Genomic DNA, 25,898 nt, shown 5'->3' with positions numbered 1-25,898 from the left:
CCGTGCCCGCCAAGACCGCCGACGGCCCGAAACTGCTGCCCGAAACCGAAGAGCTGGCCACCGGGAAGAACTTCGCCGCGGTCACCACGGTGCTGCCGAGCGGCCGGCTGCAGACGCAGACGATCTGGGTGCACGTCGAGAACGGCCGGATCGTGCTCAACACCGAGACCCACCGCGCGAAGTACCGCAACGTCGAGCGGGACGACCGGATCACCGTCCTCGTCCGAGACGAGCAGGATCCGTACCGCTACGCGGAAGTCCGCGGCCGCGTTACCGGCGTCGAGACCGGCGAACGGGCCCGCCTGCAGGTCGACGAACTCGCCCGCAAGTACACCGGCGACAAGTACCCGCCGGACGCGATCAAGTCCGAACGCGTGATCCTGCAGGTGACCCCGGAGCGGCAGACGTACATCGACCAGAAGAAGGGCGTCGCCGACTGATGCGCGACGCGCTCCGCCGCTACCGCCGGGCGTGCGACTACCTGGCCGCGGCGATGATCTACCTCAAGGACAACGTCCTGCTCACCGAGCCGCTGCGGCCCGAGCACCTGAAACCGCGGCCGCTCGGCCACTGGGGCACCTGCCCGGGCCTGACCCTCGTCTACGCCGCGCTGAATCGCCTGGTCGCCGAAACGCGGCAACGCACGCTGCTCGTCACCGGACCCGGCCACGGCGCCCCGGCCATCCACGCCAACCTGTGGCTCGAAGGCACCCACGCCGAATACGACCCGCGGTTGTCGCTCGACGGATCGGGCCTCGCCGAACTCGTCCGCCGGTTCTCCTGGCCCGGCGGGTTTCCCAGCCACCTCTCCCCCGAGGTGCCCGGCGTCATCCACGAGGGCGGCGAACTCGGCTACGCCCTCGCCACCGCGTTCGGCGCCGCCTTCGACGATCCGGACCTGCTGGTCGCCTGCGTCATCGGCGACGGAGAAGCCGAAACCGGCCCGACCGCGGCCGCCTGGCACAGCCCGAAGTTCACTGCTGCGGGCGACGGCCGCGTGCTGCCGATCCTGCACCTCAACGGGTACAAAATCGCTTCGCCGACGGTCTATGAAGCGATGTCGGACGACGAACTCACCGCTTATTTCACCGGCTGCGGCTGGACCCCGCTGCTCGTCGACGTCCGCGGGACCGACGATCCGGACACCCCGCTCGCCGAGGCCCTCGCGCGGGCACACCGCCAGGACACCGGCCCGCCGCCGATGCTCGTCCTGCGCAACACCAAGGGCCTCGGCCTGCCCGCGACGTCCCCGGACGGCACCCCGCTGGAAGGCACTTTCCACGCCCACCAGGTCCCGCTCGCCCCGGATCAGCTCGGGCCGCTGGAACAGTGGCTGCGGTCCTACCGTCCGGAAGAACTCTTCGACGCCGACGGCGTTCCCGCGCCGGATCTGCTCGCCGTGCCCCCGGAACCGGAGCTGCGGCTCGGCCGGGTCCCGCAGGCCAACGGCGGCCGGCTCCGCCGCGACCTGCCGCTGCCGGACGTCGGCAAGTTCGCCGCGACCGGTGCGGAGGAAAGCCCGACGGAGGTCCTCGGCGGCTGGCTCGCGGAACTGGTGCGCCGCGCCCCGGACACCTTCCGCGTCTTCTGCCCGGACGAACTGCAGTCCAACAAACTCGGCGCGCTGCTGGAGGTCACCGACCGGCAGTTCGACCGCGCCGTGCCCGGCCACACCGAACATCTCGGCCGCCGCGGGCGGGTGCTGGAGGTGCTGTCGGAACACCTCTGCCAAGGCTGGCTGCAGGGCTATCTGCTCACCGGACGGCACGGCCTGTTCCCGTGCTACGAGGCCTTCGTGTCCATTGTGGACAGCATGGTGAACCAGTACGCCAAATTCCTCAAGATGTCCGGCGAGGTGCGCTGGCGGGCTCCGGTGGCGAGCCTGAACTACCTGCTCACCAGCGACGGCTGGCGGCAGGAGCACAACGGCTACAGCCACCAGGGCCCGGGCTTCATCAACCAGATGCTCACGAAAAAGGCCCGCACCACGCGGATTTTCTTCCCTCCGGACGCGAACGCGCTGCTGGAGACCATGCACCGCTGCCTGTCCTCGACCGGCTTGATCAACGTCGTGGTCGCCGGAAAGCAAAGCAGCCCGGTGTGGCTGTCCCCCGACGAGGCCCGCGCGCACTGCCGCGCCGGGACCGCCGTCTGGCCCTGGGCGAGCCACGAGGGTTCGCCGGACGTCGTGCTCGCCTGCGCCGGAACCACCCCGACCGGCGAAACCCTCGCCGCCGTGCAGTTGCTGGCCGCGGCGGCGCCGGACCTGCGGGTGCGGGTGGTGAACGTCGTCGACCTGCTCTCGCTGTGCCCGCCGGACCGGCATCCGAACGGCCTGTCCGACGAGGCGTTCGCCGAGTGCTTCGGCGAGGACGTCCCGGTGGTCTTCGCCTTCCACGGCTACCCGTCCGCCGTGCACGAGGTGCTGCACGGACGCCCGGCCACGCAGCGCTTCCACGTGCACGGCTACCGGGAAGAAGGCACCACGACCACCCCGTTCGACCTGCTGGCCGGCAACCGGATGACCCGCCACGACCTGGCCGCCGACGCCGTCCGCCGGGCCCGCGGCTGGTCCTCTCTCGGCGGCGACCTTGCCCGCGATTTCCAGCGCGAGCGAGACGAACTCCTCGCCGCCGCCTACCGGGACGGCAAGGACCCCGCCGAAGTCACCGGCTGGCGGTGGCAGCGATGAACGTCCTGACCGTGAACCCGGGTTCGGGCAGCTTGCGCTTGCACCTCGTGCGCGCCGAAGACGAGGAAGTCCTGGACTCCACTTCGACCGACGACGTCGCGTCCTTTGTAGACCGTCAGCCCCCGATCTCCGTGGTAGCGCACCGATTGGTGCACGGCGGCCCGGATCTCGTCCAACCCGCTGAAGCCACCGCCACCGTCCGCGCGAAGATCGCGGCCGCCCGCTCCTTCGCCCCGGAACACGTGCCGAAAACCGAGGCCCTGCTGGACCAGCTGACCGAACTCCTCCCGGACGCGAGGCACGTCGTCTGTCCCGATCCGGCGTTCCACCAGACCCTGCCCGCGGTCGCCCAGACCTACCCGCTGCCCACCCGCTGGCGCACTCGATGGGACCTGCGCCGCTACGGCTTCCACGGCTGGTCCTTCAGCTGGGCGACCCGCCGCGCCGCCGAGCTGCTGAACCGGCCGTCCGGCGAGCTGAACCTGCTCGTCGCACACCTGTCCGGCGGCTGTTCGGTGTGTGCGGTATCTCACGGACGCAGCGTTGATACGTCAATGGGCTTCACGCCGCTGGAGGGCTCGATGATGACCAAACGCTCCGGCTCCGTCGACCCCGGCCTGCTGCTGTGGCTGCTGCGCGAAGGAAAGCTGACGGTCAGCGAACTGGAAGACGGTCTCTACCACCACTCTGGCCTGCTAGGCCTGTCCGATATCTCAGACGACACCCGGGACCTGGTGCACGACGGGTCCGTCGAAGCCCGCTTCGCGCTGGCCGTCTTCGAACACCGCATCCGCCGGGAACTGGCCGCGGCGGCCGCGAGCCTGACCCGGATCGACGCCCTGGTCTTCACCGGCGACATCGGCTGGGACCAGCCCGAAACCGCCGAGGCAGTCGCGAGCGGCCTCGGAGTCCTGGGCATCGCGGGCGGGTTGTCGCGCACGAGGGACCGCGACGCGGTGATCAGCCCGCCCGGGGCGAAGGTGCCGGTACTGGCCCTGCGCTCCCGGGAAGAACTCGAACTCGCCCGTGCTGCGGTCGAGGCGGTCCGCTGACGTCACGGGTGCGGATCGAGATCCTCACCTGGGCCACGGCCGAGGCGGGACGGTTGTCCTCGCGTATGCCGGTCGAGACCTCCGCCCGCGCCACGACCGACGCGAGCCGCCGACCCCGCACACGCGAATCGAGATCCTCGACAGAGCCCGGCCGAGGCGGTCCGCCGACCTCAGGAATGCGGGTCGAGGTCCTCGCCGAGCAGCCGGTGCACCGCGTCGGCGTTCTCGTACCGCTGCTCGGGCAGTTTGCCGAGATGGCCGATCACGTCGTCGCCCGCGCCGTTCGCGGCGGCGCGGCGGAGGAGTTCGTCGCGCTCGCACGGGTACTCGACCTCCGTCAGATACTCCCGGACGTCAGACATGGCGCTCCCTTCCTCGGGTCCTCCCTCCGCATACCCGCCCGCTCCTGGATCGATGCGGGCTACGCTCGACCGGTGAACGACTCCCCGGAACCGGCCAAGATCGGGAACGTGCTGCATCCCGTCGCCGACGTCAGCGCAGCCGTGCGGTTCTACGCCGAGACCTTCGGCCTGCCGGCGAAGTTCGTCGACGGAGACCGTTACGCCGCCCTCGACGCAGGCGGGACGACACTCGCCCTCGCCGGCCCGGAGGAGGACGTCACCGACGGCGTTCCCGCCGCGTCGTTCAAGGTGCCCGACGTCGCCGCCGCACTGACCGCCCTGGTCTCCGGCGGCGGAACCGTGGTGCGGCAACCGGAACAAGGACCGCACGAGGTCCGAGCGGTGGCGCGGGACCCGTGGGGAAACACGGTCGTGGTTTACGGACCGCGATAAGAGCAGCGGGCGAAATCCTGCGGCTGCTCCGCCCGCGCGAGGTCCGCGTCGACCCGGGATTCCGCCAGTACCCGCGGAACAGCATTTCCCGGTCGTCAGCCAGTTTCACCGGAAAACTCCGCGAGCCGCCCAGCCCGGTCAGTCGCAAGTGGACGGGCGGGCTCGGCGAATTCGAACTCCGGACCGGGGAACAGCGCACACCGCGCAGGGCCGGAACTCCGCGGAACCCGCGCCGCCTCCGGAGGAAACGCGACCGGACGGGCACCGCGCCGGAGCGGGAACTTCCGGATCCGCCCTTCCCGCTCCCCACGCCTTGTCTCCGGCGACCAGCCACAGTGGACTCCTGTTATGGTCTGCGGTGACCACGTCCCGTTTCCAGGAGGAGCCGCCGCGATGGCACAGAAAGTCCTCGTCGAGATGATCGACGACCTCGACGGGTCCGAAGCCGGGCAGACCGTCCCCTTCGGACTCGACGGCGTCCAGTACGAAATCGACCTGTCCGACGAAAACGCCGCGTCCCTGCGCGAGGAGCTGGCGACGTTCATCGCCGCCGCCCGCCGCACCGGCGGACGCAAGACCACCGTGCGGGCCACGGCCGCGCCGACCGCCGAGGAACGCGAACGCTCCAAGGCGATCCGCACCTGGGCCCTCGACAACAACTGGGCCATCGCCGAACGCGGCCGCATCCCGCGCGAGGTGATCGCCGCCTACGAGGAAAGCCAGAAGCAGGAGGCCAAGCCCCGCAAGCGCGCCGCGAAAAAGCGCACCGGGAAATAGGCTCGGATCCCGGGAAGATCATTTCCGGAAAACCGGGCACTTCCCCGCCGGGGTTTCGGCGCCGGGAATCCCGGAACAGTTCGCGGCCTCCGTTCGCGAGAAAAGACCGCCCGGCCGCAGGCGAATGCCTCCGGCCGGGCGGTCTTTTTTCCACCGGCCAGGAGCGGATGCCGGTACACACGAGCGCGGGCGGCACGGCGCAAGCGAGCACGGCGCGGCGAGCACGGCACGGCACCGGCGAGCGCGGCACCTCGCGGCACGGCACGGCGCGGAGCAGCGCGGTACGGCGAGCGCGGCACTGCGCGGCGCAGGCGCGGACACTGGACAGCGCGGCGCAAGCGAGCGCGGCACGGCGCAAGCGAGCACGGCGCGGCGAGCACGGCACGGCACCGGCGAGCGCGGCACCTCGCGGCACGGCACGGCGCGGAGCAGCGCGGTACGGCGAGCGCGGCACTGCGCGGCGCAGGCGCGGACACTGGACAGCGCGGCGCAAGCGAGCGCGGCACGGCGCAAGCGAGCACGGCGCGGCGAGCACGGCACGGCACCGGCGAGCGCGGCACCTCGCGGCACGGCACGGCGCGGAGCAGCGCGGTACGGCGAGCGCGGCACTGCGCGGCGCAGGCGCGGACACTGGACAGCGCGGCGCAAGCGAGCGCGGCACGGCGCAAGCGAGCACGGCGCGGCGAGCACGGCACGGCACCGGCGAGCGCGGCACCTCGCGGCACGGCACGGCGCGGAGCAGCGCGGTACGGCGAGCGCGGCACTGCGCGGCGCAGGCGCGGACACTGGACAGCGCGGCGCAAGCGAGCGCGGCACGGCGCAAGCGAGCACGGCGCGGCGAGCACGGCACGGCACCGGCGAGCGCGGCACCTCGCGGCACGGCACGGCGCGGAGCAGCGCGGTACGGCGAGCGCGGCACTGCGCGGCGCAGGCGCGGACACTGGACAGCGCGGCGCAAGCGAGCGCGGCACGGCGCAAGCGAGCACGGCGCGGCGAGCACGGCACGGCACCGGCGAGCGCGGCACCTCGCGGCACGGCACGGCACGGCACGGCACGGGTGAGCCCGGCACGGCACGGGCACCGGGCAGGCACCGCGCCCCCCATGCCAGCCACATCTCCCCACGCGGGCCCCACCGTGCCCCTCACCACCGGCCCTCCCCACCGACAGCAGCCGCCTCCGGCCCCTCGCCAGCCGGGCGAACTCGCCTCGGGGCCGGGCAGGAGAAACCCGCTACAGTTGCCGGAGGACTTCTCCAGGGGGTGGCGATGGAGTTTCAGGAAGTCGTGCGGCGCAGGCGGATGGTGCGCAAGTTCACCAGCGAGCCCGTCTCCGAGGACAGCGTCCGCCGGATCATGCGCAACGCGGTGCGCGGGCCGTCCGCCGGATTTTCGCAGGGCCAGGCGTTCCTGGTGCTCCAGGGCGACGACGTGCGGCGGTTCGCCGACACCCTCCGATCGTGGACACTGGACGAAAGCGCCAAAGCCGCACCGGTGATCGTGATCCCGTTCTCGGTGAAGGACGCATACCTCGACCGGTACGCCGAGCCGGACAAGGGCTGGACCGACCGCAGCGAGGACCGCTGGCCGGTGCCGTTCTGGTACATCGACACCGGCATGGCCGTCCTGCTGATCCTGCAGACCGCGGTCGACGAGGGGCTCGGCGCGGTGTACTTCGGCATCGGCGCGGAGGATTTCGACAACCTGCGCGCCGAATTCGGCGTGCCCGCCACCCACGAGCCGATCGGCGCGATCGCCATCGGCCACGACGCAGACACCAAGATCTCCGCGGGAGCCTCCCCGGCCGCTCGCCGGCGGAAGCCGGAGAGCGAAACCGTCCACTTCGGACAGTGGTAAGCCGCCACCCTCCCGAGACGCCGAGCCAGCCCCGCACGCCGGTCCGGCGGGCACAGTGCCGAGAACGCGCGACGGCACGTCCGGCTGGTTGAGATATCAGCGTGCCCGGCCGTCGCCGGTGAACGCGCCTTCCGCCCTCACCGGTCATCGCCGACGAGCACAGCACCCAGGACACCGCCCGCGCGGCCAGCCCGCAGAACCCGAACACCAACGGCGACAATTCCGGAGCGCGCCCGGCGGTCGCCGCAACGATTCCGCCGAAACCAGCGCTTGGCGCAGCGAGTTCCGCGCGATGCGGCGACGCCCCCATGACCTCCCGCCCCATTCCCTCTCCCTACCCCGGGAAATCCGGACAACCCGAAAATATTTCGAAAATTCCGGAACCCGACCCTCCAGCCGCGGAAAACCCCGCCCGGCGGGCACAAATCCGGCGGAGCAACTTCGCCCCGGCCGAACAGCGCAACGGCACCGGCCGTCCGCCGCACAGATCGCCTCTGCGACACGAATTCGCGGACAAGACAACAATCCCCCGAAAGTGCCCGCACTGCCGGGAAATAGAACTTGCATATTCCGGCCGAAGGAACAGGGTCACCGCAATTAAGGACCAACGAACCTTGACGGCCGCGCCGCGCCGCTTCGAGCGAGGCGAAAACCCATCGGAACACCCGCTCCGCACAGCGACTCCGCACCACTCGTCGTCCCACGGATTTCACCCCCGCGGAGCAGTTCGGCGTGCGCCAACCGGGGAATCCTGCCCCCGGAAGCGGGGAAATCCTGGTAACATCGCCCGTGCGGACGATCGCTTTGCGGTAAACGCACGACGACGACCGGACTTCGCCGGAGCTCTTCGCGGACCGTCCCGGATCCGTCGAAAGCCGCCACGGATCGTGGAAAAACAAAGGGCATTCACGGCATTGGTCCTCTTTGCCAGATTAATGACCGTTCACGTGGTCTAGACCGCACACTGAACCGGTGCCGGATTTGTCAACCGCGACTCGCATCGAACAGGTCACGAAATTGTCAACACCGACGTCCGTAGGTTACGTCGGCGTTACATCCTCCGATGATAAGGAATATGGATCTCACCGAGTACCCGACCGCCCGCCCCGGTCCGGCACCCGACACCGGAGAAGCGTTCGCCCAGGTGATGGCCGATGTCACCGGGCAGGAAAACGTGTCGGCCGACAGCAACTTCTTCGCCGATCTCGGGGCCAACTCGCTCGTGCTGGCACAATTCTGCGCACGAGTGCGCAAGCGTGCCGATCTTCCCTCCGTCTCCATCAAGGACATTTACCGGAATCCGACCATCGCCAGTCTCGTGTCGGCGTTGGCCGAGACGGAGGAAGCCCCGGCCGAGGAGCCCGCTCCCGAGCCCGCCGAGCCGGCGAAGCGGGCGAGCCGGCTCGAATACCTCGGCTGCGGAATCCTGCAGACGGTGATTTTCCTGCTTTATTCCTATCTCGTCGCCCAGGTGCTCGGCATAGGCGCCAGCTGGATCGTGACCGGAACCGGCCTGCTCGACTACTATCTGCGCGCGGTCGGTTTCGGCGCGCTGGCGCTGGCCGTGCTGTGCACCCTCCCGATCGCGGTCAAATGGCTTCTCGTCGGCCGCTGGAAACCGGCCGAGATCCGCGTGTGGAGCCTCGGCTACGTGCGGTTCTGGGTGGTCCGCACCCTCGTCCAGCGGAACCTGCTGGTCCCGCTTTTCGTCGGGTCCCCGCTCTACTCGTGGTACCTGCGCGCGCTCGGCGCGAAGATCGGCAAGGGCGTCACGATCTTCTCCCGCCACGTCCCGGTGTGCACCGATCTGCTCACCGTCGGGGAAGGCGCGGTGGTCTGCAAGGACACCTACTTCGCCACCTACCGCGCGCAGGACGGGACGATCCGGACCGGGCCGGTCGCGATCGGCGCGCACGCCTACGTCGGCGAGATGGCCGTGCTCGACATCGAGACCCGGATCGGCGACCACGCCCAGCTCGGGCACGCCTCGTCGCTGCACGCCGGGCAGACCGTCCCGGCGGGGCAGAGCTGGCACGGCGTGCCCGCCGTCCCCGCCGACGTGCGGTACCGCCGGGTCGAACCGCGGGCCTGCGGCAGTTTCCGGCGGGCGTTCTTCGCCGTGCGCCAGGTGCTGACCCTGCTCTTCCTGGCCGCCCCGCTGGTGCTCGGCCTGCTCAGCTTCGTGCTGCTCACGCTGCCGAACCTCAGCCCGGCGCTGGGGCTCGGCTCGGCCGTCATCGACTTCGCCAGCCCGAAGTTCTACGGGAAGGCACTGGTCCTCTCCTTCCTCCTGTACTTCGGCCTGCGGCTGACCGGGCTCCTGATCGCCACCCTGCTCCCCCGGCTGCTGAACCTCGCGCTCAAACCGGGCGAGGTCTACCGGCTCTACACCCTCCGCTACACCGCGCACCGCGCGATCCGCGCGCTCACCAACCTGAGGTTCTTCAAGACCCTCCTCGGCGACAGCTCGGCCATCGTGCACTACCTGCGCGTGCTGGGCTGCAAGGTCTCCAAGGAAGAACAGACCGGGTCCAATTTCGGGCTCGAGGAGAAATACGAGAACCCGTACCTGTTCGAGGCCGGGGCGGGCACGATGGTCGCCGACGGCCTCTCGGTGGTCAACGCCGAGTACACCAGCACCTCCTTCCGGCTTTCCCGGGTGCGCGTCGGGGCGCACAACTTCCTCGGCAACCACGTCGTCTACCCGGCCGGGGCCCGGACCGGGGACAACTGCCTGCTCGCCACCAAAGTCCTGGTGCCGCTCGACGGCCCGGTGCGCGAGAACGTCGGGCTGCTCGGCTCCCCCAGCTTCGAAATCCCGCGTTCGGTGGAGCGCGACAGCCAGTTCGACCACCCGAAAACGCCGGAGGAATTCCGGCGCAGGCTGGCCGCCAAGACCTGGCACAACGCCGGGGGCATGCTGCTGTACACCCTGTCGCACTGGCTGTTCTTCTACGGCCTGCTGCTGCTCACCTGGGCCTCGGACGTCTGCTACGACGTCATCGGGGCCCCGCTGTTCGCGCTCGACACGCTCGTCTTCCTCTTGTACGGCATCGGGTATTTCGCCGCCCTCGAACGGATCACGGTGGCGATCCGCCCGCTGCGCCCCCTGTCGTGCTCGATCTACGACCGGCGGTTCTGGCGGCAGGAACGGTTCTGGAAAGCGGCCGCGACGAACGCCCACCTGCAAGCGCTCAACGGCACCCCGATGAAGAGCCTGCTGTGGCGGCTGCTGGGCGTCAAGGTCGGCAAGCGCCTCTTCGACGACGGCGCGGGCATCATCGAGAAAACGCTGGTGCGCATAGGAGACGACGTCACGCTCAACGCCGGGTCCGTCATCCAGTGCCATTCGCAGGAGGACGGCGGTTTCAAGATGGACCGCATCTCCATCGGCAGCGGGTGCACGGTCGGCGTCGGGGCGTTGGTGCACTACGGCGTGACGATGGGCGACGGTTCGACGCTCGCCCCCGACTCCTTCCTCATGAAGGGCACCGAAGTCCCGGAAGGCGCGCACTGGGGCGGAAACCCCGCGCACGAGATCCGGGCGGGCCGCCGCCGGCCGGCGGGGAAATCGTGACGGACCACCGACAACCACGGGAAGGAAAGCCCATGAGAACCGGACTGGGAGCGGTTCGCGAGCATTGGCGAGAGGTACTCACCGCCGGCGGCCGGACCAGCGTCCCGCGCTGGACGCTGGAAGCCGGCCCCGGGATCGGCGACCACGAAACGCCGGTCCCCCGGGGGACCGCGGCCGCCCTGCGGCTGCTGGCCGGCCAGCTGCGCGTGCCGCTGAGCGCGGTGCTGCTCGCCGCGCACGCCAAGGTGCTCGCCGCGGTGTCGGGCGAGGCGCAGGTGTGCACCGGCTACGTCGCCGAGCCGGGCGGGGCGCCGCTGCCCTGCCGGCTCAGCACCGAACCCGGCACCTGGCGCGAACTGATCGACCACGCCGCGGAGATCGGCGCCACGACCGCCGCCTTCCGGGACTTCCCGGTCGACGACCTGCGCGCCGAGCTCGGCATCATGACCCCGCCGTTCGAGACGGTGCTCGACCCGACCGGAGCCGCCGGGGACTTGGCCGCGGACACGGTGCTGCGGCTGGACGTTTCGCCGGATCTGGAGACGCTCCGGCTGCGCTTCCGCACCGAGGTGCTGGATTCCGAAGCCGCCGAACGCATTCTCGGCTACCACCTGAGCGCGCTCGCGCTGATCCGCGCCGACGTCTCCGCGCCGCACCGCGAGACGACGCTGCTGTCGGCCGCGGAACTCAAACTGCAGCTGGAAGGGCTCGCCGGACCGCACGTCGAGGTGCCGGACCTGCGCTGCCACGAGCTGTTCGAGCGCAGCGTGGCCCGGAATCCGGACGCGATCGCCGCGGTGCACGGCGACCGGCGGTGGACGTACCGGGAGCTCAACGGGCGCGCCAACCGGCTGGCGCGGGCGCTGGTGGCGCGCGGGCTGCGCCGCGAGGGCGTCGTCGCGGTGGTGACCGAGCGCAATCTGGACTGGATGGCCGCCGTGCTCGCCGTGTTCAAGGCGGGCGGCGTCTACCTGCCGATCGAGCCGCATTTCCCGACCGACCGCATCGCGACCACGCTGCGCCGCGCCGGCTGCGAACTCGTGCTGACCGAACCGGGCAGCACGACGACGCTGCGCAAGGCCGTCGAATCGCTGCCCGGCGTGCGCACGCTGTTCGTGGACGCCGCGTACGAGGAGGACCACTCCGAAGACGACCTCGGCGTCGCCGTCGATTCCGGCCAGCTCGCCTACATCTACTTCACGTCGGGCTCCACCGGCGAGCCGAAGGGCGCGATGTGCGAGCACGCCGGGATGGTCAACCACCTCTGCGCCAAGATCAACGACCTCGGCATCACCGAGGATTCGGTGGTGGCTCAGGTCGCGCCGCAGTGCTTCGACATTTCGTTGTGGCAGCTGGTTTCCGCGCTCGTGGTCGGCGGGACCACGCTCCTGATCGACCAGGACGTGATCCTGGACGCGGACCGGTTCGCCGCCCGGCTCGGCAGCGGCGGGGTCACCGTGCTGCAGGTCGTGCCCTCCTACCTGGAGGTCCTGCTCTCCGCGGTCGGCAAGAACCCGGTCGCGCTGCCGGACCTGCGCTGCGTTTCGGTGACCGGCGAGGCGCTCAAGACCGAGCTGGCGCAGCGCTGGTTCGCCGCGATGCCGGACGTCAAGCTGGTCAACGCCTACGGCCTCACCGAAACCTCGGACGACACCAACCACGAGGTGATGGACCGCGCGCCGACGCGGGAGCGGGTGCCGCTCGGGCCGCCGGTGCAGAACGTGCGGGTGTACGTGGTCGACGAGCAGCTCCAGCCGGTCCCGCTGGGCGCGCCCGGCGAGATCGTGTTCTCCGGGGTGTGCGTCGGCCGCGGCTACGTCAACGACCCGGAGCGCACCGCGCGCGCCTTCACCACGGACCCGCACCGGCCGGATTCGCGGCTCTACCGCAGCGGCGACCACGGCCGCTGGCTGCCCGAGGGCAAGCTGGAATTCCTCGGCAGACGCGATTCGCAGGTCAAGATCCGCGGTTTCCGGATCGAAATCGGCGAAATCGAGAACACGCTGCTGCGGGTGCCCGGCGTGCGCGACGGCGCGGTGGTCGTGGCCGACCGCGGCGGGCAGAGCAAGCGGCTGGTCGCGTTCTACTCGAGCCGCGAACAGCTCGACCACGAGCTGATGCGGGAGCACCTCGCCGCCGCGCTGCCGGAGTACCTGCTCCCGTCCGCGTTCCACTGGCGGCAGCGATTGCCGTTGACCGCCAACGGAAAGATCGACAAGAAGAACCTCGCCGCGCTGGCCGTCGAACTCGACTCGACGGAAGAGCAGTACGACGCGCCGGCCACCGGCACCGAGGAGCGGCTCGCCGGGGCCTGGGCGCAGGTGCTCGGCCTGCAGGCGGACCGGGTCGGCCGCCGCGACCATTTCTTCGACCGGGGCGGCACGTCGCTGTCCGCGGTGAAACTGGCGATCGCGCTCGACCGCGCGGTCTCGATCAAGGACGTCGCCAAGCACCCGGTGCTCGCCGACCTGGCCGCGCTGATCGACAGCCGGTCCGGCTCCTCGTCCCCGACCTGACCCCCGAACCGCGGAAATCGAAAGGATTCCCCGATGTCGTTGTCCAAATTCCTGCCCAAGACGTCCCCGCCCGAGCCGGAGGTCCGCCCCGGGCTGCCCGCCGTGCTGCGAGCCGAGGCGGGCGGCGACCCGGCCGGCTGGGCGAGCAAGCACCGGGAGACGGTGCGAAGACTCGTCGCCGAACACGGCGCGGTGCTCGTCCGAGGTCTCGGGCTCTCCGACCGGACCGCCGTCGCGGCCGTGTTCGGGAGGCTGACCGACCTGCTGACGACCGAGCGGGAGGCGTTCGCGCCGCGCACCGCCTATCCCGGCGGGGTGCACTCCTCGACGGAATGGCCGCCGAACCAGCCGATGTGCATGCACCATGAACTCAGCTACACCCTCGAATTCCCCGGCCTGCTGCTCTTCGCCTGCGTGACCCCGCCGACCTCCGGCGGGGCCACCGGGGTCAGCGATGCGACCGCCGTGCTGGCTTCGCTGCCCGCCGACTTGCGCGCGCGGTTCGAACGCGACGGCTGGCTGCTCACCCGCAGCTTCAACGACGAGATCGGGGCCTCGGTCGCCGAAGCGTTCGGCACCGAGGACCGCTCCGCGATCGAGGACTACTGCCGCGCCAACCGGATCGAGTTCGAGTGGCAGCCCGACGGCGGCCTGCGCACCCGGCAGCGCCGCCAGGCGATCGTCGGGCATCCGGTCACCGGGCGGCCCTGCTGGTTCAACCAGATCGCCTTCCTCAACGAATGGACGATGGCCCCCGAGGTGCACGAGTACCTGGTCGACATCTACGGGGCCGAGGGGCTTCCGTTCAACACGCGCTTCGGCAACGGCGACCCGATCGGCGAGGACGTCGTGCAGTTGCTGAACGAGGTGTACGAGGACCACACCGTCCGCGAACCGTGGCAGGCGGGAGACCTGCTGCTGGTCGACAACGTCCGCGCCGCGCACAGCCGGGACGCCTACGAGGGCCCGCGCGAGGTGCTCGTCGGGCTGGCCGACCCGGTGCGGCTTTCCGACTGCTCGCTCGCTTCCGAGGGGGAAAACCTGTGACCACGCAAGCAACCGCTGCCGAATCCGCGTCCGCGGGGCCGGCGGCCGTCCCGCCGTTCGCGGTGATCTCCGGCGCCCAGGTGCAGCGGGCGCTGTCCGGGCGCGAACGCGAGATCGTCGACCTCGTCGAAACCGCCTACCGGGTGCACGGCTCCGGCGATTCGGTCAACCCGCCGTCCTATTTCCTGCGCTTCCCCGACCGCCCGGCCGACCGGATCATCGCCCTGCCCGCCTCGCTCGGCGGGAAGACGAACGTCGCGGGCCTGAAGTGGATCTCCAGCTTCCCGGGCAACGTGGCCGCCGGGATCCCGAGGGCCTCGGCGGTGCTGATCCTGAACGACCTCGCGACCGGATACCCGTTCGCCTGCCTGGAAAGCTCCATCATCAGCGCGACCCGCACGGCCGCGTCCGCCGCGCTCGCCGCGGACTGGCTCAGCCGGACCCGGGAGCGGCCGCGGCGCGCCGGGTTCTTCGGCGCCGGGCTGATCGCCCGCTACCTCCACACCTTCCTCGCCGGGACCGGCTGGGAGTTCGACGAGATCAACGTGCACGACCTGCACCCGGACAGCGCCGCCGGGTTCCGCGGCTACCTGGAGCAGTCCGGGTTCGCCGGCGAGATCAGCGTGCACGAGACCGCCGAGGGCCTGATCCGCGACAGCGATCTGGTGGTCTTCGCGACCATCGCCGGCGAACCGCACGTGCACGATCCCTCGTGGTTCTCGCACCATCCGCTGGTATTGCACGTTTCCTTGCGCGACCTGGCCCCGGAAGTCCTGCTGGCGTCGGCGAACTTCGTCGACGACGTCGACCACTGCCTCAAGGCCAACACCTCGCCGCATCTGGTCGAACAGCGCACCGGCAGCCGCGATTTCCTGGACGGCACCCTGGACGACGTGCTGACCGGCCGGGTCAGCCCGCCCGCCGACCGGACGGTGGTCTTCTCCCCGTTCGGGCTCGGCGTCCTCGACCTCGCGGTCGGGGCCTTCGTCCACGAGAGAGTGTCCGGCTCCGGCGGACTGCACGTCATCGAGGACTTCTTCCACGAACTGCGCCGGTATGGCTGAGCGCCGTCCGCCACTGAGCTTTGCCTGAAGGGGAGAAAACTGTGCGAGTCATCACCGTTCCCGAAGCTTTCAACGAGGAGGCGCTCTACGTCGACCTCCGCTGGAGCTTCGGTTATTCGCTCTACCTCAAATGCGAGGGGTTCAATTTCGCGGGCTCCATCAAGCTGAAGGCCGCGACCGAAATGGTCGACGCGGCCGAACGCGACGGCCTGCTGCGGCCGGGCTCGATCATCGTCGAATCGTCGTCGGGCAACCTCGGCGTCGCGCTCAGCATGATCGCCGCCAGCCGGGGGTACAAGTTCCTGTGCGTCACCGATTCCCGCTGCAACCTGGCGACGCGCCGGGCCATCGAGGCGCTCGGCAACGAGGTGCACATCATCACCGAACCCGATCCGGAAAGCGGGTTCCTCGGGGCGCGCATCGGCCACGTGCGCATGCTGTGCGCCTCCGACGAGCGCTACGTATGGCTCAACCAGTACACCAACCCGGACAACTGGGGAGCGCATTTCCACCGCACCGGGCCGGAGATCGCCGCCGCGTTCCCGAACCTCGACGTGCTGTTCGTCGGCGCGGGCACCACCGGCACGCTGATGGGCTGCGCGCGGTTCTTCCGGCAGTGGCGCCGGCCGGTGCGGATCGTCGCGATCGACAGCGTCGGCTCGGTGACCTTCGGCGGACCAGCGGGCAGGCGGATGCTGCCCGGGCTGGGCACCAGCGTGCGCCCGGCGATCCTCGACGAGTCCTATGTGGACGACGTGGTCCTGGTCGAGGAGCCGGATTCGGTCCGGGCGTGCCACCGGCTGGCGCGCAACGGGTTCCTGTTCGGCGGTTCGACCGGGACGGTGGTCAGCGGCGCCACGAGCTGGCTGTCCGAACACGACGCGCACCACCTGACCGCGGTGGCCGTCGCCCCGGACCTCGGCGAGCGCTATCTCGACACGATCTACCAGACCAACTGGCTGCAGGGCATCTACGGCGAGGACGTGCTTTCGCCGCGGACCCGGCAGTCCGTCTGATCCGCCCGCTGCGGGCCCCGCCGCTCCTGCTGGGCTCGGCGACGGGACGAACGTGAGGGGAGCCCGGAGAGGGTGGGGTGGAACCTGGTGGCCGGTTCGGTGTGTCGGTGGCGGTAGCCGGTCTGGCGGGGTGATCATCGGGCCGGGTGCGCAAACCGGCTTATGACTCGTCGTTGACGGATGCGCGGTGGGCGGTGGTGGAGCCGCTGCTGCCCACAACGCATCCGGGCCTGGGCGGGCGGCCGCGGGTGCGTTCGCGGCGGTGCCGCGCAACGCCGATGTGGACTAACCACCCAGGTTCCACCACACCCCCTGAGGGAATCCGGTTCCCTCAGGGCTCCCCTCGCGGACGCCGGTCGGGCCGAAGCTCCCGGCGGGATCAGACCTTCTTCTGCCATTCCTCCCAGCTGAAGCGCCAGTCGGTCCAGCCGTCGCCGGGTTTGAGGTCGACGCCGGTGTCGGTCACGACCACGACGTCCCCGCGATGGGAGTTCTCGTAGAACCATTTCGCGTTCTCGACGCTCACGTTGAGGCAGCCGTGCGAGGTGTTGGTGCGGCCCTGCTGCCGGACCGACCACGGAGCGGAGTGCAGGAACTGGCCCGAGTTGGTGAGCCGCAGCGCGTACTTGACCGTGGTGCGGTAGCCGCCTGGCGAGTCGGTCGGCACGCCGTACGTGCTGGAGTCCATGGTGTAGGGCGACTGCACGGTCATGATCAGCATCGTGCCGGAGACGCTGCGCGCCGACGGCTTGCCGAGGCTGACCGGGGACGTCAGGACCAGCTGGCCGTCCTTGTAGGTCCGCATCTGCTTTTCGTGGTCGGACACCTTCGAGATGATCGACGGGCCGGTCTTGAAGGTGATCTTGCGGTCGGCCTTGCCGAACACCCCGTTGCCGAGCGCGCGGCCGGCGATCTTGATGTCGAGGGTGATCGTGGAGTACGCGGGCCAGTATTCCTTGGTGCGGTAGTGCACCTCGTCGTCGCCGAACCAGCGCCACGCCCCGGTGGCGGGCTTGTCGGAGGTGACGGTGAGCATCTTCTCGACGGCGGCCTTGTCCGCGACCGGCGCGGAGAACTTGACCGTGATCGGCATGCCGACGCCGGTGGTCTCGCCGTCGAGCGGGATCACCGACGGGTACGCCTGCGCCCGGGCGGTCGCGGTGGTGAAGGTGCTCGTGCGGGTCACCGGGGCGCCGTCCGCGCCGACCGAACGCGCGGTCAGCGTGTACTTCGTGCGGTATTCCAGGGGCTTGCTGCTGGTCCAGCGCTGCTTCGCGGCATCCATCCCGCCGGGAACCGCGGTGCCGTCCGCGGCCGCGAGGGTGACCTCGCTGAGCGTGGACCCGCCGGCGGTCGCGGTGACCGGTTCGCCGGGCGCGACGTCGTTCGAGCCGTCCTTCGGCCCGAGGTCGAGGGTCGCGGGCGCCGGAGCGGCGGCGGTCTTCTGCCCGCCGCCGGTCGCCGGCCCGGGGTCCGGTGCGGCCGTGCAGCCCGCCGCCAGCGCCAGCCCGGCGAGGATTCCTGCGACGATCTGCGTTCTTCTCCCCAGCACCTGCATCTGCCCCCGTTCGCGATTACTACCGGACATAGTAGTCATACCGGTCAGGCGTGAAGCAGAGCGGGAGCCGCCGTCCAGGCCCCGGCGACGATCAGGGCCGCGGCCGTGCTCACCGGGAGCAACGCCGCCGCGTGCGCGAACCCGACCAGCCGGTGGTGCCGTCCGCGCAGTTGGGGCCGTTCGTGGTCGACGACCGCGGCGAGTTCGCGCTGCGAAAGGTCCTTCGCGAGCCCCTCGGAAAGCACGACGAGGCCGGGCTTGCCCTCGAGTTTCTCCTCCGACGGCAGCCACCACACCCCGGTCCGGGCGTCCAGCCGCAGCCGCGCGACCAGCCTCCGCGCCGCCTCGCGCCCGGGTCCGAACGCCGCCGCACCGATCCCGGCAGCGATCATGCTGCCCAGCAAGACAAAGCGGAGCGACGCGGGCATCCGCGCCCGCAACACCCGACCGTCGCGGTGGCCACGACGAGCGCCGCGTAAACGATCACGAGCGCTTCCGCAGCCCGCGCCGCAACGCTTCGCGCTCCCCCTCGGACGCCGACCGCGCGAAATGCAGCAGCACTCTTTCGGGATCGCCGACGTCGGCGAGCAGATTCCGCATCGCGCGTGCCGCGGCTTCCTCTCGCGAAACCGTCGGCGTGTAGCAGTAAGCCCGGCTGCGTTTTTCGCGGTCTGCCCAGCCTTTGCGGTGCAAATGGTCGAGCACGGTGAGGACCGTCGTGTAGGCCAGGTCCCGGTTCAGCTCCTCCAGCACTTCGCGGACCGTGCGCGCCTCGCCCGCGCGCCACAAGACGTCCATCGCCGCCGATTCCAGCTCGCCGAGTCCCTGCACGCCACGCATCCTAGGGCTCGCTCATTCCGCGTCTTCGGCGGTTGTTTCCCCGCTCTCCGGCTCGGCCGGCGGACGACGGCGGGCCTGGTCGCGGGCCTGCGCGACGCCGATCGCGGTCAGCAGGATCGCGAGCACCGCGAAGACGGCCAGCAGGGTCCAGCCGCCCGCGGCCGGGTCCGCACGCAGGCGGTTCCGCTCAGCGCCGTCCGGTGAACCGGTACGTCGGGCCGTGCGCCCGCTCGCAGTGCTCGGCCCGGTCCTCGTCCACGTGATCCACCTGCAGCGTCGTGTGGCCGAGCCGGTGCCGGGACCGCATGATCTCCTCGATCCCGGCCCGCACCGCGTGACAGTCGGCGGCGGGCCGCACCAGCACGTGCGCGGACAGCGCCGGCTCGCCCGAGGTGATCTGCCAGATGTGCAAGTCGTGCACCTGCACCACGTCCGGGACGGACGCCACCTGCTCCCCGACCGCTTCGGGGTCGATCCCCGCGGGCGCGGCCTCCAGGAAGATCCGGCCCGATTCGCGGACCAGCCCCCAGCCCGCCTTGGCCATCAGCGCGGCGACGACCAGCGCGGCGATCGCGTCGGCGCGCGCGAACCCGGTCCACCACACGATCGCGCCGGCCGCCGCGGTCGCGATGAAGGCGTAAAGGTCGTTGAGGGTGTGCTGGAACGCGCCCTCGACGTTGAGGCTCGCCCGGTTCGCCCGGCTGAGGCACCAGCTCGCCGCGACGTTCACGACGATCCCGGCCAGCGCCGTCACGAGCACCAGCGCGCCCTGGACTTCCGGCGGTTCGATCAGCCGGGTCACCGCCTCGTAGAGGAACCACGCGGTCAGCAGCAGCAAGGTGATCCCGTTGGCCTGCGCGGAGAGGATTTCCGCGCGCTTGAGCCCGTAGGTGTACCCGCCCTTCGCCGGACGCGCCGCCAGCCGGATCGCGACCAGCGCGAGCACGATCGACGCGGCGTCGGTCAGCATGTGGCCGGCGTCGTGCAATCGACCGCGGAACTCAGCGAAGGCAGCGAACAGTTCCCGGAATTGTGGAAAACACATCAGGTCCGCGGCAAAACCGAGAGCCGAAACAGTTCGCACATCCCGCCGTCGGGCCGTTGACGCTGACATATCAGGCATTCGACGCACGCAGCGCACCCGGGCAGCAATTGATCGTGTATCAGGCCGAGCCGGGAAGCCGCAGTGGTGAGGCGCTGTCGTTGCTGCGAAGCATTCCGTTGCGGGTCAGCGGGAAAGCCGACCGATAAACACGTCCAGATGCGACTGGAAGGCCGTGAACCGGATCCGGTAGCCGAGTGAATTCACGTGCGTGAAGTCTGCCGCGAAAACGTCGAATAGGCGCGCCGTCCGGAATGCACGGGCAAAATCCGCGTGCGCGATTTTGACCTCGTCCGCCGTCTCGGCAAGCGCTTTTCGATACGGCTTGCTCCCGCGCTGCAGCGGCACGTCGGACAGGATCGGCCGGTCCGCGGGAACACGCTCGGCAAGTTCGCGCACATCAGCCCGGAATTGCCCGAGGGGCACGCGGGCGATGGCGTCTGCCGAACCCGCCGCCACGAGCACCGCGTCGGCTTCGGCCAGATCCGCCCGGTGCAGCTGGTCCAGGACGGTCGCGACTGTGCCGCCGCCGCTCGACAAGTTGGTCAGGCGCACCGGCCGGTCGCCGCGAAATCCGTTTCATCGCCGCCAGATTCCGGCGAATGCGATTCCTGCGCGGCACTCCATCGAACAACCACCATTCGAACCCCGGCCCAAGTGTGTTTCCGACTCTACTCGGAAACCGCGGCCGCGGACGTGCGCTCGGAATCTCGCCCTCGCGGCAAGGCGTGCGGCGCGGCCGGGCCCGTGTTCCCACGAAGCAGGTCCGTCCGCCCCGCACGCCGGCCGCCGGGGAGCGCGCGGTGCCCGAGCGCACTTTCGCGCGCGTGCACCGGCGGCCTCCGGCCGGGGTCGTGCCGCCCGGGGGAAAGCGGCGCGGGGCCCGGCCGGGGCCTCGGCGGGTTACTTCGTGACGATCTTCTGGCCGACCAGGATCAGGTTGGCGTCCGGGATGTACTTCGCGTTCAGCTGCTGCAGGTGCTGCCAGCCGCCCTCGACGCCGAGGTTCTTCGCGATTCCGGAGAGGGTGTCGCCGGCCGCGACGGTGTAGCTGCCGTCCGGGTTGGAGGCCGGCGCGGCGTGCTTCGGCGCCGACTTGACCTTCGCCTCGGCCTTGACCTCGACCTTCGGCTTCGCGACCGCGGCCTCGACCTCGGCGGAGCCGCCGGAGGTGTCGCCGCCGAAGTCCGCGTAGCTCGCCGGGCCGGAGCCGCCGCGGCACTGCCACGGGGCCGAGCCCTGCTTCGCGTAGATCCGGTCCGCGACGATCTGCTGCTGCGCGGGCGTGGCCTTGTCGGCCGTCGGGGCGAACTGGCCGCCGCCGTTCGCGAGCCAGGTCTTCGTGACGATCTGGAACAGGCCGGCGGGGCGACCCGCGCGCTGGCCCGCGGCGGTGTTGTTGACCGCCTTCGGGTTGCCGCTGCTCTCGCACTTGACGATGCCGGCCTGCCCCGGGAAGGCGTTGGCCGTGCCCGCCCCGGCGAGGCCGATGCCGCCGAGGGTGGCGCCCGCGAGAGCCGCGGTCGCGCCGGTGCGCTGGAGAGCTGTCTTCGTTTTGCTGGGTTTGCTGTGCCGTCCCACGGTGGGTGGGGCTCCTTCGCTGTCTCACCGCGGCGCCGTCCTCGTGCCTGAACCAGGCAGCGAGCCGCGACGGCACGCGGCGGCTTCGGGTCGCTGATCCTCGGGGTAGATCGCAGGTCACCGCGAAAGCGCGAGAAGATTACGAAACGGAAACGGCAGGTGTACAGCAGCAGTGGCATCGGCCACAGGCCGCCGCAGCGCGTAGCAGGCAGACGACAGTGCGTCATGCCCGTGATCGGACATTTAGTGAATAAATAACGGCTCAACCACAGGCTTTACTTTCAACTAATTGCGCCTCATCAGTCTCGTGGGAAACTTTCGTACCGGCACATATATAAGTACTTTGCTGACCATAACCAGATAACGGCCGAGATAAACCTCGGTTCCACGGACCTTGTTCACTCCGCACTGCGACACCCGGCCCGGCCGCGCACCTCCCACCGGACCACGCCCGCTCCCCCGGCCGCCGCCTCCCGCGAGCGGCCCGCGCCACCGGACCAATGGTCCGGACCACCGCTATGGTCTGGACCACTCGCCCAGCCGCCCCACCGTCGGAAACCGCAGTCCGCCGCCCGCCGTCGGCGGAAACTGCACCGGCGACCGGCCCCGAACGGCAAAAAGACCCGAAAATCCCGGAAAGTCCCACATTTCTCCCGCTCGACATATCCTCGAATCCCGCGCGCAACCCTCGCGCAAACATCCCACCATGCGGCCTTCCGCGCCGATTCACACGCCGGAAACGGACGGTGAATATTCACGTTTCGTTTCGCGGCGCCGAGAACGCCGTTGCCGCTTCAGTCGTTCGGCCCAGTACGGCGAACTCCGCGAAATCGCCGCGTTCACTCTCCCGGCGCATTGCCTTGCCTTGTCTTGGCCGGTTCTTTTCTTTCCGCGGCCGGACGCCGCCCGGCGGCGGGCGAACCTCCGTTCGGACGGATCCGGCTGCGCTACGCTGTGCCCCGCGGCATTCCAGCGAGATCGGCCGGGGAGGGCCGAGCCCCGGCGCGGCCTTCCCCCGCCTCCGCTGCCGGCACACCGTTTTCTCACCGCAGACCGTTTTCCGGCGGTCCGCGAATCCCTGCGAAAAAGAGGAGGAGTGCATGACGGACTCGGCGCCGGAAGCGCGGCGCGACGTCGGCGGAACGCATCCGGGAACCGGAGCGATCCGTTCCGGCGAAGGCAACGCATTACCGCGGCAAACGGGAGAACGACCGCTCCGTTCGTTCCGGCAGAAGCGCGTCCGGCGGACGGCGGACAGCAGCAGGGCGGTTTCGGCCAGGGCGACCAGGGCGGCTTCGGCCAAGGCGGCCAGCAGGACGGCTTCCAGCAGGGCGACCAGGCCGGTTTCGACCAAGGCGGCCAGCACGACGGCTTCCAGCAGGGCGACCAGGCCGGTTTCGACCAAGGCGGCCAGCAGGACGGCCAGGACGGCCAGGACGGCTTCGACCAGGGCGAGCAGGCGGCTGCCAGCAGGGCCCGGCCGCGCCACCACCACTGTCAGGGGAGAACAGGCCAGATGACCACCCTCGAGCATCCCGCGCCGCTCACCGGCCCCGCCGTCTACTGCGATCTGCCCGGCCCGCGCTCGGCCGAGTACCTCGCCCGGCAGGACCGCCGGGAGCCGAACGCCCGCGGCGGCCCGCGGCGGCTGCCGATCGCGATCACCGAGGGCTCGGGCAGTTTCGTGCGCGACGCCGACGGCAACGTCTTCATCGACTTCCTCGCCGGGGCGGGCGTGCTGTCCCTCGGGCACAACCATCCCGAACTGGTCGCGGCCATGACCGCGCAGCTGAGCAAGCTGACCCACGCGCTGGACTTCGCCACCCCGGTCAAGGACGAGTTCTCCGAGGCCCAGCTCGCGATGCTGCCGGAGGCTCTGCGCTCGAGAATGAAGCTGCACTTCTGCGGGCCGGCCGGGACCAACGCGGTCGAGGCCGCGCTCAAGCTGTGCAAGACCGCGACCGGACGCGGCGGAGTCGTGTCGTTCCAGGGCCGGTTCCACGGCAGCGCGCACGCCGCGCTCGGCCTGACCGGGCCGTCCGGATCGCGGTCCGGCGCGACCGCCCTGCCCGGCACGCAGTACCCGCCGTACTCGTCATGCCCCCGCTGCCCGGCCGGGCACGACGGCGAACCCTGCGCGGCGACCTGCCCGGACCTGCTCGAACGCTCGCTGCACGATCCCGACGGCGGCCTCCCGCTGCCCGCGGCCGTGGTGCTCGAGCTGGTGCAGGGCGAGGGCGGCGTGGTCCCGGCGCGGGCGGATTTCGTGCACCGGGTGCGCGAGCTGACCCGGGAGCTGGACATCCCGCTGATCGTCGACGAGCTGCAGACCGGCTGCGGCCGGACCGGGACCTGGTTCGCCTTCGAGCGCTACGGCATCGAACCCGACGTGATCGTCGCGTCCAAGGCGCTCAGCGGGATCGGCTCGCCGGTCTCGCTGATCATCTACGACGAGCGCCTCGACAGCTGGGCCCCGCGCGCGCAAGCTGGCGCGTTCCGCGGCAACCAGCTCGCGTTCGCCGCGGGCGCGCGGGCGATCCAGGTCGTCAACCGCGACAGCGTGCTGGACAACGTCGTCGAGCGCGGATACCAGTTCGAGGAATTGCTTTCCCCGCTGGCCAGCCATCCGTGGGTGACGGACGTGCGCGGCACCGGGCTGATGTGGGGCCTCGAGCTGACCGACCCGCGCACCGGGGCGCCGGCGTCGGAACTCGCGCTGGCGGTGCAGAACCACGCGTTGCGCCGAGGGCTCATCGTCGAACTGGGCGGTCGCGGCGACAGCGTGGTCCGGTTGCTGCCGCCGCTCAACGTCGCCGCGGACGTGGTGCGCACGGCCGCCGGAATCCTGCTGGCCGCGCTCGACTCCGCGACCCGGGAGGCACGCTGACTCCGCGGCGCGCCGCCGCCCGGGGTCTGGCGACGGCGCGCCGCGGTTCTTTCCGGCGGACGACGGCGAAACCGCGGCTCCGGAGGAAACACAGAAATTCGGGTGGCGGGAACAGGGTGCGTGGCTGAACCCGTCGGCGTTGCCCGCCAACGGGATTCCAGGCGAGCCTCGCGGGGCGCCCGGTCAGAAGCTGAACCACTGCGAGGACACCAGCACCAGTCCCAGCGAGCACACCGCGACCACCACGAGCCCGAGCGCGGCCACGAGCAACGGCCGCCACCCGCTGCGGGCCATCTGGCGCAGGTCGAAGTTCAGGCCCACCCCGGCGAAGCACAGCAGGAACGCCCACTTCGACAAATTCCCGAGATTGGCGACTTGTGCCTTGGTGAACACGTGCGCGGTCGCCAGCGCGGAGACCGCGATGAAGCCCAGCACGAACTTCGGGAATGTGCGCCACACAAAGCCCGCGCGGCCCTTCAACCCGCCCGCGACTGCCTTGCCGCCGCGCGTGGACCAGTACGCCGCGTAGCCGAGGACGACCAGGCCGATCAACGCGTTCCGCGTGCTCTTCACCGCGACGGCCACGTCCTGCGCGTGCGGGGAGTACGCCGCGCCGGTCGCGGTCGTCTCGGCGGTGTTGTCCACCGCGAGTCCCGCCCAGAGGCCGAATTCGGTGTCGGTCAGGTTCAGCGCGTGCCCGATCGCCGGGAAGGTGAACAGCGCGACCGCGCCCAGCGCGAGGATCGCGGCGATGGCGTAGCCGGAGTCCTCGTCGTCGGCGTCGATGGAGCCGCGGCCGGCGATGATCGCGGACACACCGCAGATCGAGGTGCCGATCGCCAGCAGCGACGAGAGTTTCCCGCCCAGGCCGAAAGCCTTGCCCACCACCAGAATCACGGTCGTCGCCACGGCCATGTCGACCAGGATCAGGCCCAGGCTGAACCCGCCGAGCTTGGCGAGGTCGCCCAGCACGAAGCGGGCGCCGAGCAGGACGATGCCGGTCTTCAGCCAGAACTCGTAGGTCCCGACCCCGGGCCGGAACAGCGCCGGGATGCCGATCGTGTTGCGGATGACCAGTCCGAGGACGATCGCCCACAGCACGTATTCGAGGTCCGGCAGCGCGGTCCCGGTCGCGTGGCCGAGGCTGCGGATCCCGTTCTGTGCCAACGTTCCCACCACGCCCACTGCTGCTAACAGCAGAAGCCCCGGCAGATATCTCAGCACCGCGGGCACCGTGCGGCGGCCTTCCAGCGCGGCGGTCATTTGACCAGGAACGGAATCGTCGGCAGCACGCCGAACGCGGCCAGCGCCACCAGAACGGCCGCGACCAGCACCGCGGCCCAGTCGGCGCCGATCCGCGCGGCGCCTCGCGGCTTCGCATCTGAACTCATGACCGCAGGACTGTAGGCCGCCCGGCCGCGCCGGTCCGCCATGTCCACCAGCTGGGACAGCCTCCCTTGTGGACACCGGCGGAACAACACCGCACCCGCCGCCCACATCCTGAGCGGCGGTGCGGCGCGCCCCGCATTCCGGCTACCTGT

The 25,898-nt window shown here is 70.5% G+C and carries 21 protein-coding genes and 1 pseudogene; 13 read left to right on the top strand and 9 right to left on the bottom strand.

Features of this window, described 5'->3' with window-relative positions:
- Positions 1-2 precede the first annotated feature (2 nt).
- From F9C11_RS23850 to F9C11_RS23840, 3 genes are read left to right on the top strand one after another with little or no spacing between them, the layout of a single operon-like run.
- Positions 3-440 carry a PPOX class F420-dependent oxidoreductase gene (locus tag F9C11_RS23850; protein WP_409179582.1) on the top strand — a complete coding sequence of 146 codons (438 nt, stop codon included), beginning with the start codon at positions 3-5 and terminating at the stop codon, positions 438-440.
- On the top strand, positions 440-2,692 hold the full coding sequence (locus F9C11_RS23845) for a phosphoketolase family protein (RefSeq protein WP_409179581.1): 2,253 nt from the start codon (positions 440-442) through the stop codon (positions 2,690-2,692). Before F9C11_RS23850 ends, F9C11_RS23845 begins: the two co-directional genes overlap by 1 nt.
- Positions 2,689-3,744, top strand: coding sequence for an acetate/propionate family kinase (locus tag F9C11_RS23840; RefSeq protein ID WP_409179580.1), 1,056 nt, complete (start codon positions 2,689-2,691; stop codon positions 3,742-3,744). The genes F9C11_RS23845 and F9C11_RS23840 overlap by 4 nt, the downstream gene beginning before the upstream one ends.
- A gap of 170 nt (positions 3,745-3,914) precedes the next feature.
- Here the strand turns inward: F9C11_RS23840 and F9C11_RS23835 are convergent, their stop codons facing one another.
- Positions 3,915-4,106 carry a DUF2795 domain-containing protein gene (locus F9C11_RS23835; RefSeq protein ID WP_409179579.1) on the bottom strand — a complete coding sequence of 64 codons (192 nt, stop codon included), beginning with the start codon at positions 4,104-4,106 and terminating at the stop codon, positions 3,915-3,917.
- Positions 4,107-4,178: 72 nt separating this feature from the next.
- Here F9C11_RS23835 and F9C11_RS23830 point away from each other — a divergent pair, with 72 nt between their 5' ends.
- The 8 genes from F9C11_RS23830 (at position 4,179) to sbnA (ending at position 16,389) form a co-directional block, all read left to right on the top strand.
- Complete coding sequence (locus tag F9C11_RS23830) at positions 4,179-4,538, top strand: VOC family protein (protein ID WP_409179578.1); 360 nt, start codon at positions 4,179-4,181, stop codon at positions 4,536-4,538.
- Between the two features lie 393 nt (positions 4,539-4,931).
- Positions 4,932-5,315, top strand: a complete 384-nt coding sequence (locus F9C11_RS23825; RefSeq protein WP_409179577.1) for an Lsr2 family protein — start codon at positions 4,932-4,934, stop codon at positions 5,313-5,315.
- 1,266 nt (positions 5,316-6,581) lie between these two features.
- Positions 6,582-7,169 (top strand): nitroreductase family protein, encoded by a 588-nt coding sequence (locus F9C11_RS23820; RefSeq protein WP_409179576.1) that lies wholly within the window; start codon positions 6,582-6,584, stop codon positions 7,167-7,169.
- A 1,075-nt stretch (positions 7,170-8,244) separates the two neighbouring features.
- A complete protein-coding gene (locus tag F9C11_RS23815) occupies positions 8,245-10,746 on the top strand; it encodes a Pls/PosA family non-ribosomal peptide synthetase (protein WP_409179575.1) in 2,502 nt (833 codons plus the stop codon).
- 32 nt (positions 10,747-10,778) lie between these two features.
- A complete protein-coding gene (locus tag F9C11_RS23810; protein ID WP_409179574.1) occupies positions 10,779-13,262 on the top strand; it encodes a non-ribosomal peptide synthetase in 2,484 nt (827 codons plus the stop codon).
- Positions 13,263-13,295: 33 nt separating this feature from the next.
- The gene (locus tag F9C11_RS23805) at positions 13,296-14,309 is read left to right on the top strand and encodes a TauD/TfdA family dioxygenase (RefSeq protein ID WP_409179573.1); all 1,014 of its coding nucleotides are present in this window, start codon (positions 13,296-13,298) and stop codon (positions 14,307-14,309) included.
- Positions 14,306-15,373: a 2,3-diaminopropionate biosynthesis protein SbnB gene (sbnB, locus tag F9C11_RS23800; protein ID WP_409179572.1), complete on the top strand. Its 1,068-nt coding sequence runs from the start codon at positions 14,306-14,308 to the stop codon at positions 15,371-15,373. The genes F9C11_RS23805 and sbnB overlap by 4 nt, the downstream gene beginning before the upstream one ends.
- A gap of 41 nt (positions 15,374-15,414) precedes the next feature.
- Entirely contained in the window at positions 15,415-16,389 is a 975-nt protein-coding gene (gene sbnA, locus F9C11_RS23795; protein ID WP_409179571.1) for a 2,3-diaminopropionate biosynthesis protein SbnA, read from the top strand.
- A gap of 379 nt (positions 16,390-16,768) precedes the next feature.
- Here the strand turns inward: sbnA and F9C11_RS23790 are convergent, their stop codons facing one another.
- The 4 genes from F9C11_RS23790 to F9C11_RS23775 all read right to left on the bottom strand — a co-directional run bounded on the left by F9C11_RS23790 (position 16,769) and on the right by F9C11_RS23775 (position 19,757).
- Positions 16,769-17,977, bottom strand: coding sequence for an Ig-like domain-containing protein (locus F9C11_RS23790; RefSeq protein WP_409179570.1), 1,209 nt, complete (start codon positions 17,975-17,977; stop codon positions 16,769-16,771).
- 14 nt (positions 17,978-17,991) lie between these two features.
- On the bottom strand, positions 17,992-18,339 hold the full coding sequence (locus tag F9C11_RS23785; protein ID WP_409179569.1) for a hypothetical protein: 348 nt from the start codon (positions 18,337-18,339) through the stop codon (positions 17,992-17,994).
- Positions 18,340-18,430: 91 nt separating this feature from the next.
- A complete protein-coding gene (locus tag F9C11_RS23780; RefSeq protein ID WP_409179568.1) occupies positions 18,431-18,778 on the bottom strand; it encodes a BlaI/MecI/CopY family transcriptional regulator in 348 nt (115 codons plus the stop codon).
- Positions 18,779-18,974: 196 nt separating this feature from the next.
- Positions 18,975-19,757, bottom strand: a complete 783-nt coding sequence (locus F9C11_RS23775) for a cation diffusion facilitator family transporter (RefSeq protein ID WP_409179567.1) — start codon at positions 19,755-19,757, stop codon at positions 18,975-18,977.
- Positions 19,758-19,778: 21 nt separating this feature from the next.
- Here F9C11_RS23775 and F9C11_RS23770 point away from each other — a divergent pair.
- Positions 19,779-20,038: pseudogene (locus F9C11_RS23770) on the top strand (transcriptional regulator); the annotation flags it as partial.
- Here the strand turns inward: F9C11_RS23770 and F9C11_RS23765 are convergent.
- Both F9C11_RS23765 and F9C11_RS23760 read right to left on the bottom strand, forming a co-directional pair.
- Positions 20,016-20,444, bottom strand: coding sequence for an SGNH/GDSL hydrolase family protein (locus tag F9C11_RS23765; protein WP_409179566.1), 429 nt, complete (start codon positions 20,442-20,444; stop codon positions 20,016-20,018). The pseudogene F9C11_RS23770 and the gene F9C11_RS23765 sit on opposite strands and share 23 nt — an antisense overlap.
- 348 nt (positions 20,445-20,792) lie before the next feature.
- On the bottom strand, positions 20,793-21,470 hold the full coding sequence (locus F9C11_RS23760; RefSeq protein ID WP_409179565.1) for a LysM peptidoglycan-binding domain-containing protein: 678 nt from the start codon (positions 21,468-21,470) through the stop codon (positions 20,793-20,795).
- 1,096 nt (positions 21,471-22,566) lie between these two features.
- On the opposite strand from F9C11_RS23760, the gene F9C11_RS23755 reads away from it, so the two are divergent.
- On the top strand, positions 22,567-24,357 hold the full coding sequence (locus F9C11_RS23755; RefSeq protein ID WP_409179564.1) for an aspartate aminotransferase family protein: 1,791 nt from the start codon (positions 22,567-22,569) through the stop codon (positions 24,355-24,357).
- Positions 24,358-24,540: 183 nt separating this feature from the next.
- Here F9C11_RS23755 and F9C11_RS23750 read toward each other — a convergent pair whose 3' ends face one another.
- Both F9C11_RS23750 and F9C11_RS23745 read right to left on the bottom strand, forming a co-directional pair.
- Positions 24,541-25,620 (bottom strand): YeiH family protein, encoded by a 1,080-nt coding sequence (locus F9C11_RS23750; protein WP_409179563.1) that lies wholly within the window; start codon positions 25,618-25,620, stop codon positions 24,541-24,543.
- Positions 25,617-25,748 carry a hypothetical protein gene (locus tag F9C11_RS23745; protein WP_409179562.1) on the bottom strand — a complete coding sequence of 44 codons (132 nt, stop codon included), beginning with the start codon at positions 25,746-25,748 and terminating at the stop codon, positions 25,617-25,619. Before F9C11_RS23745 ends, F9C11_RS23750 begins: the two co-directional genes overlap by 4 nt.
- Between the last annotated feature and the right edge of the window lie 150 nt (positions 25,749-25,898).

Origin of the sequence: Amycolatopsis sp. VS8301801F10, from assembly GCF_046195355.1 — a bacterium.
Classification (GTDB): domain Bacteria; phylum Actinomycetota; class Actinomycetes; order Mycobacteriales; family Pseudonocardiaceae; genus Amycolatopsis.
Note: the sequence above shows the minus strand (reverse complement) of the source record. Positions and strands in the feature narration are given on the sequence as shown.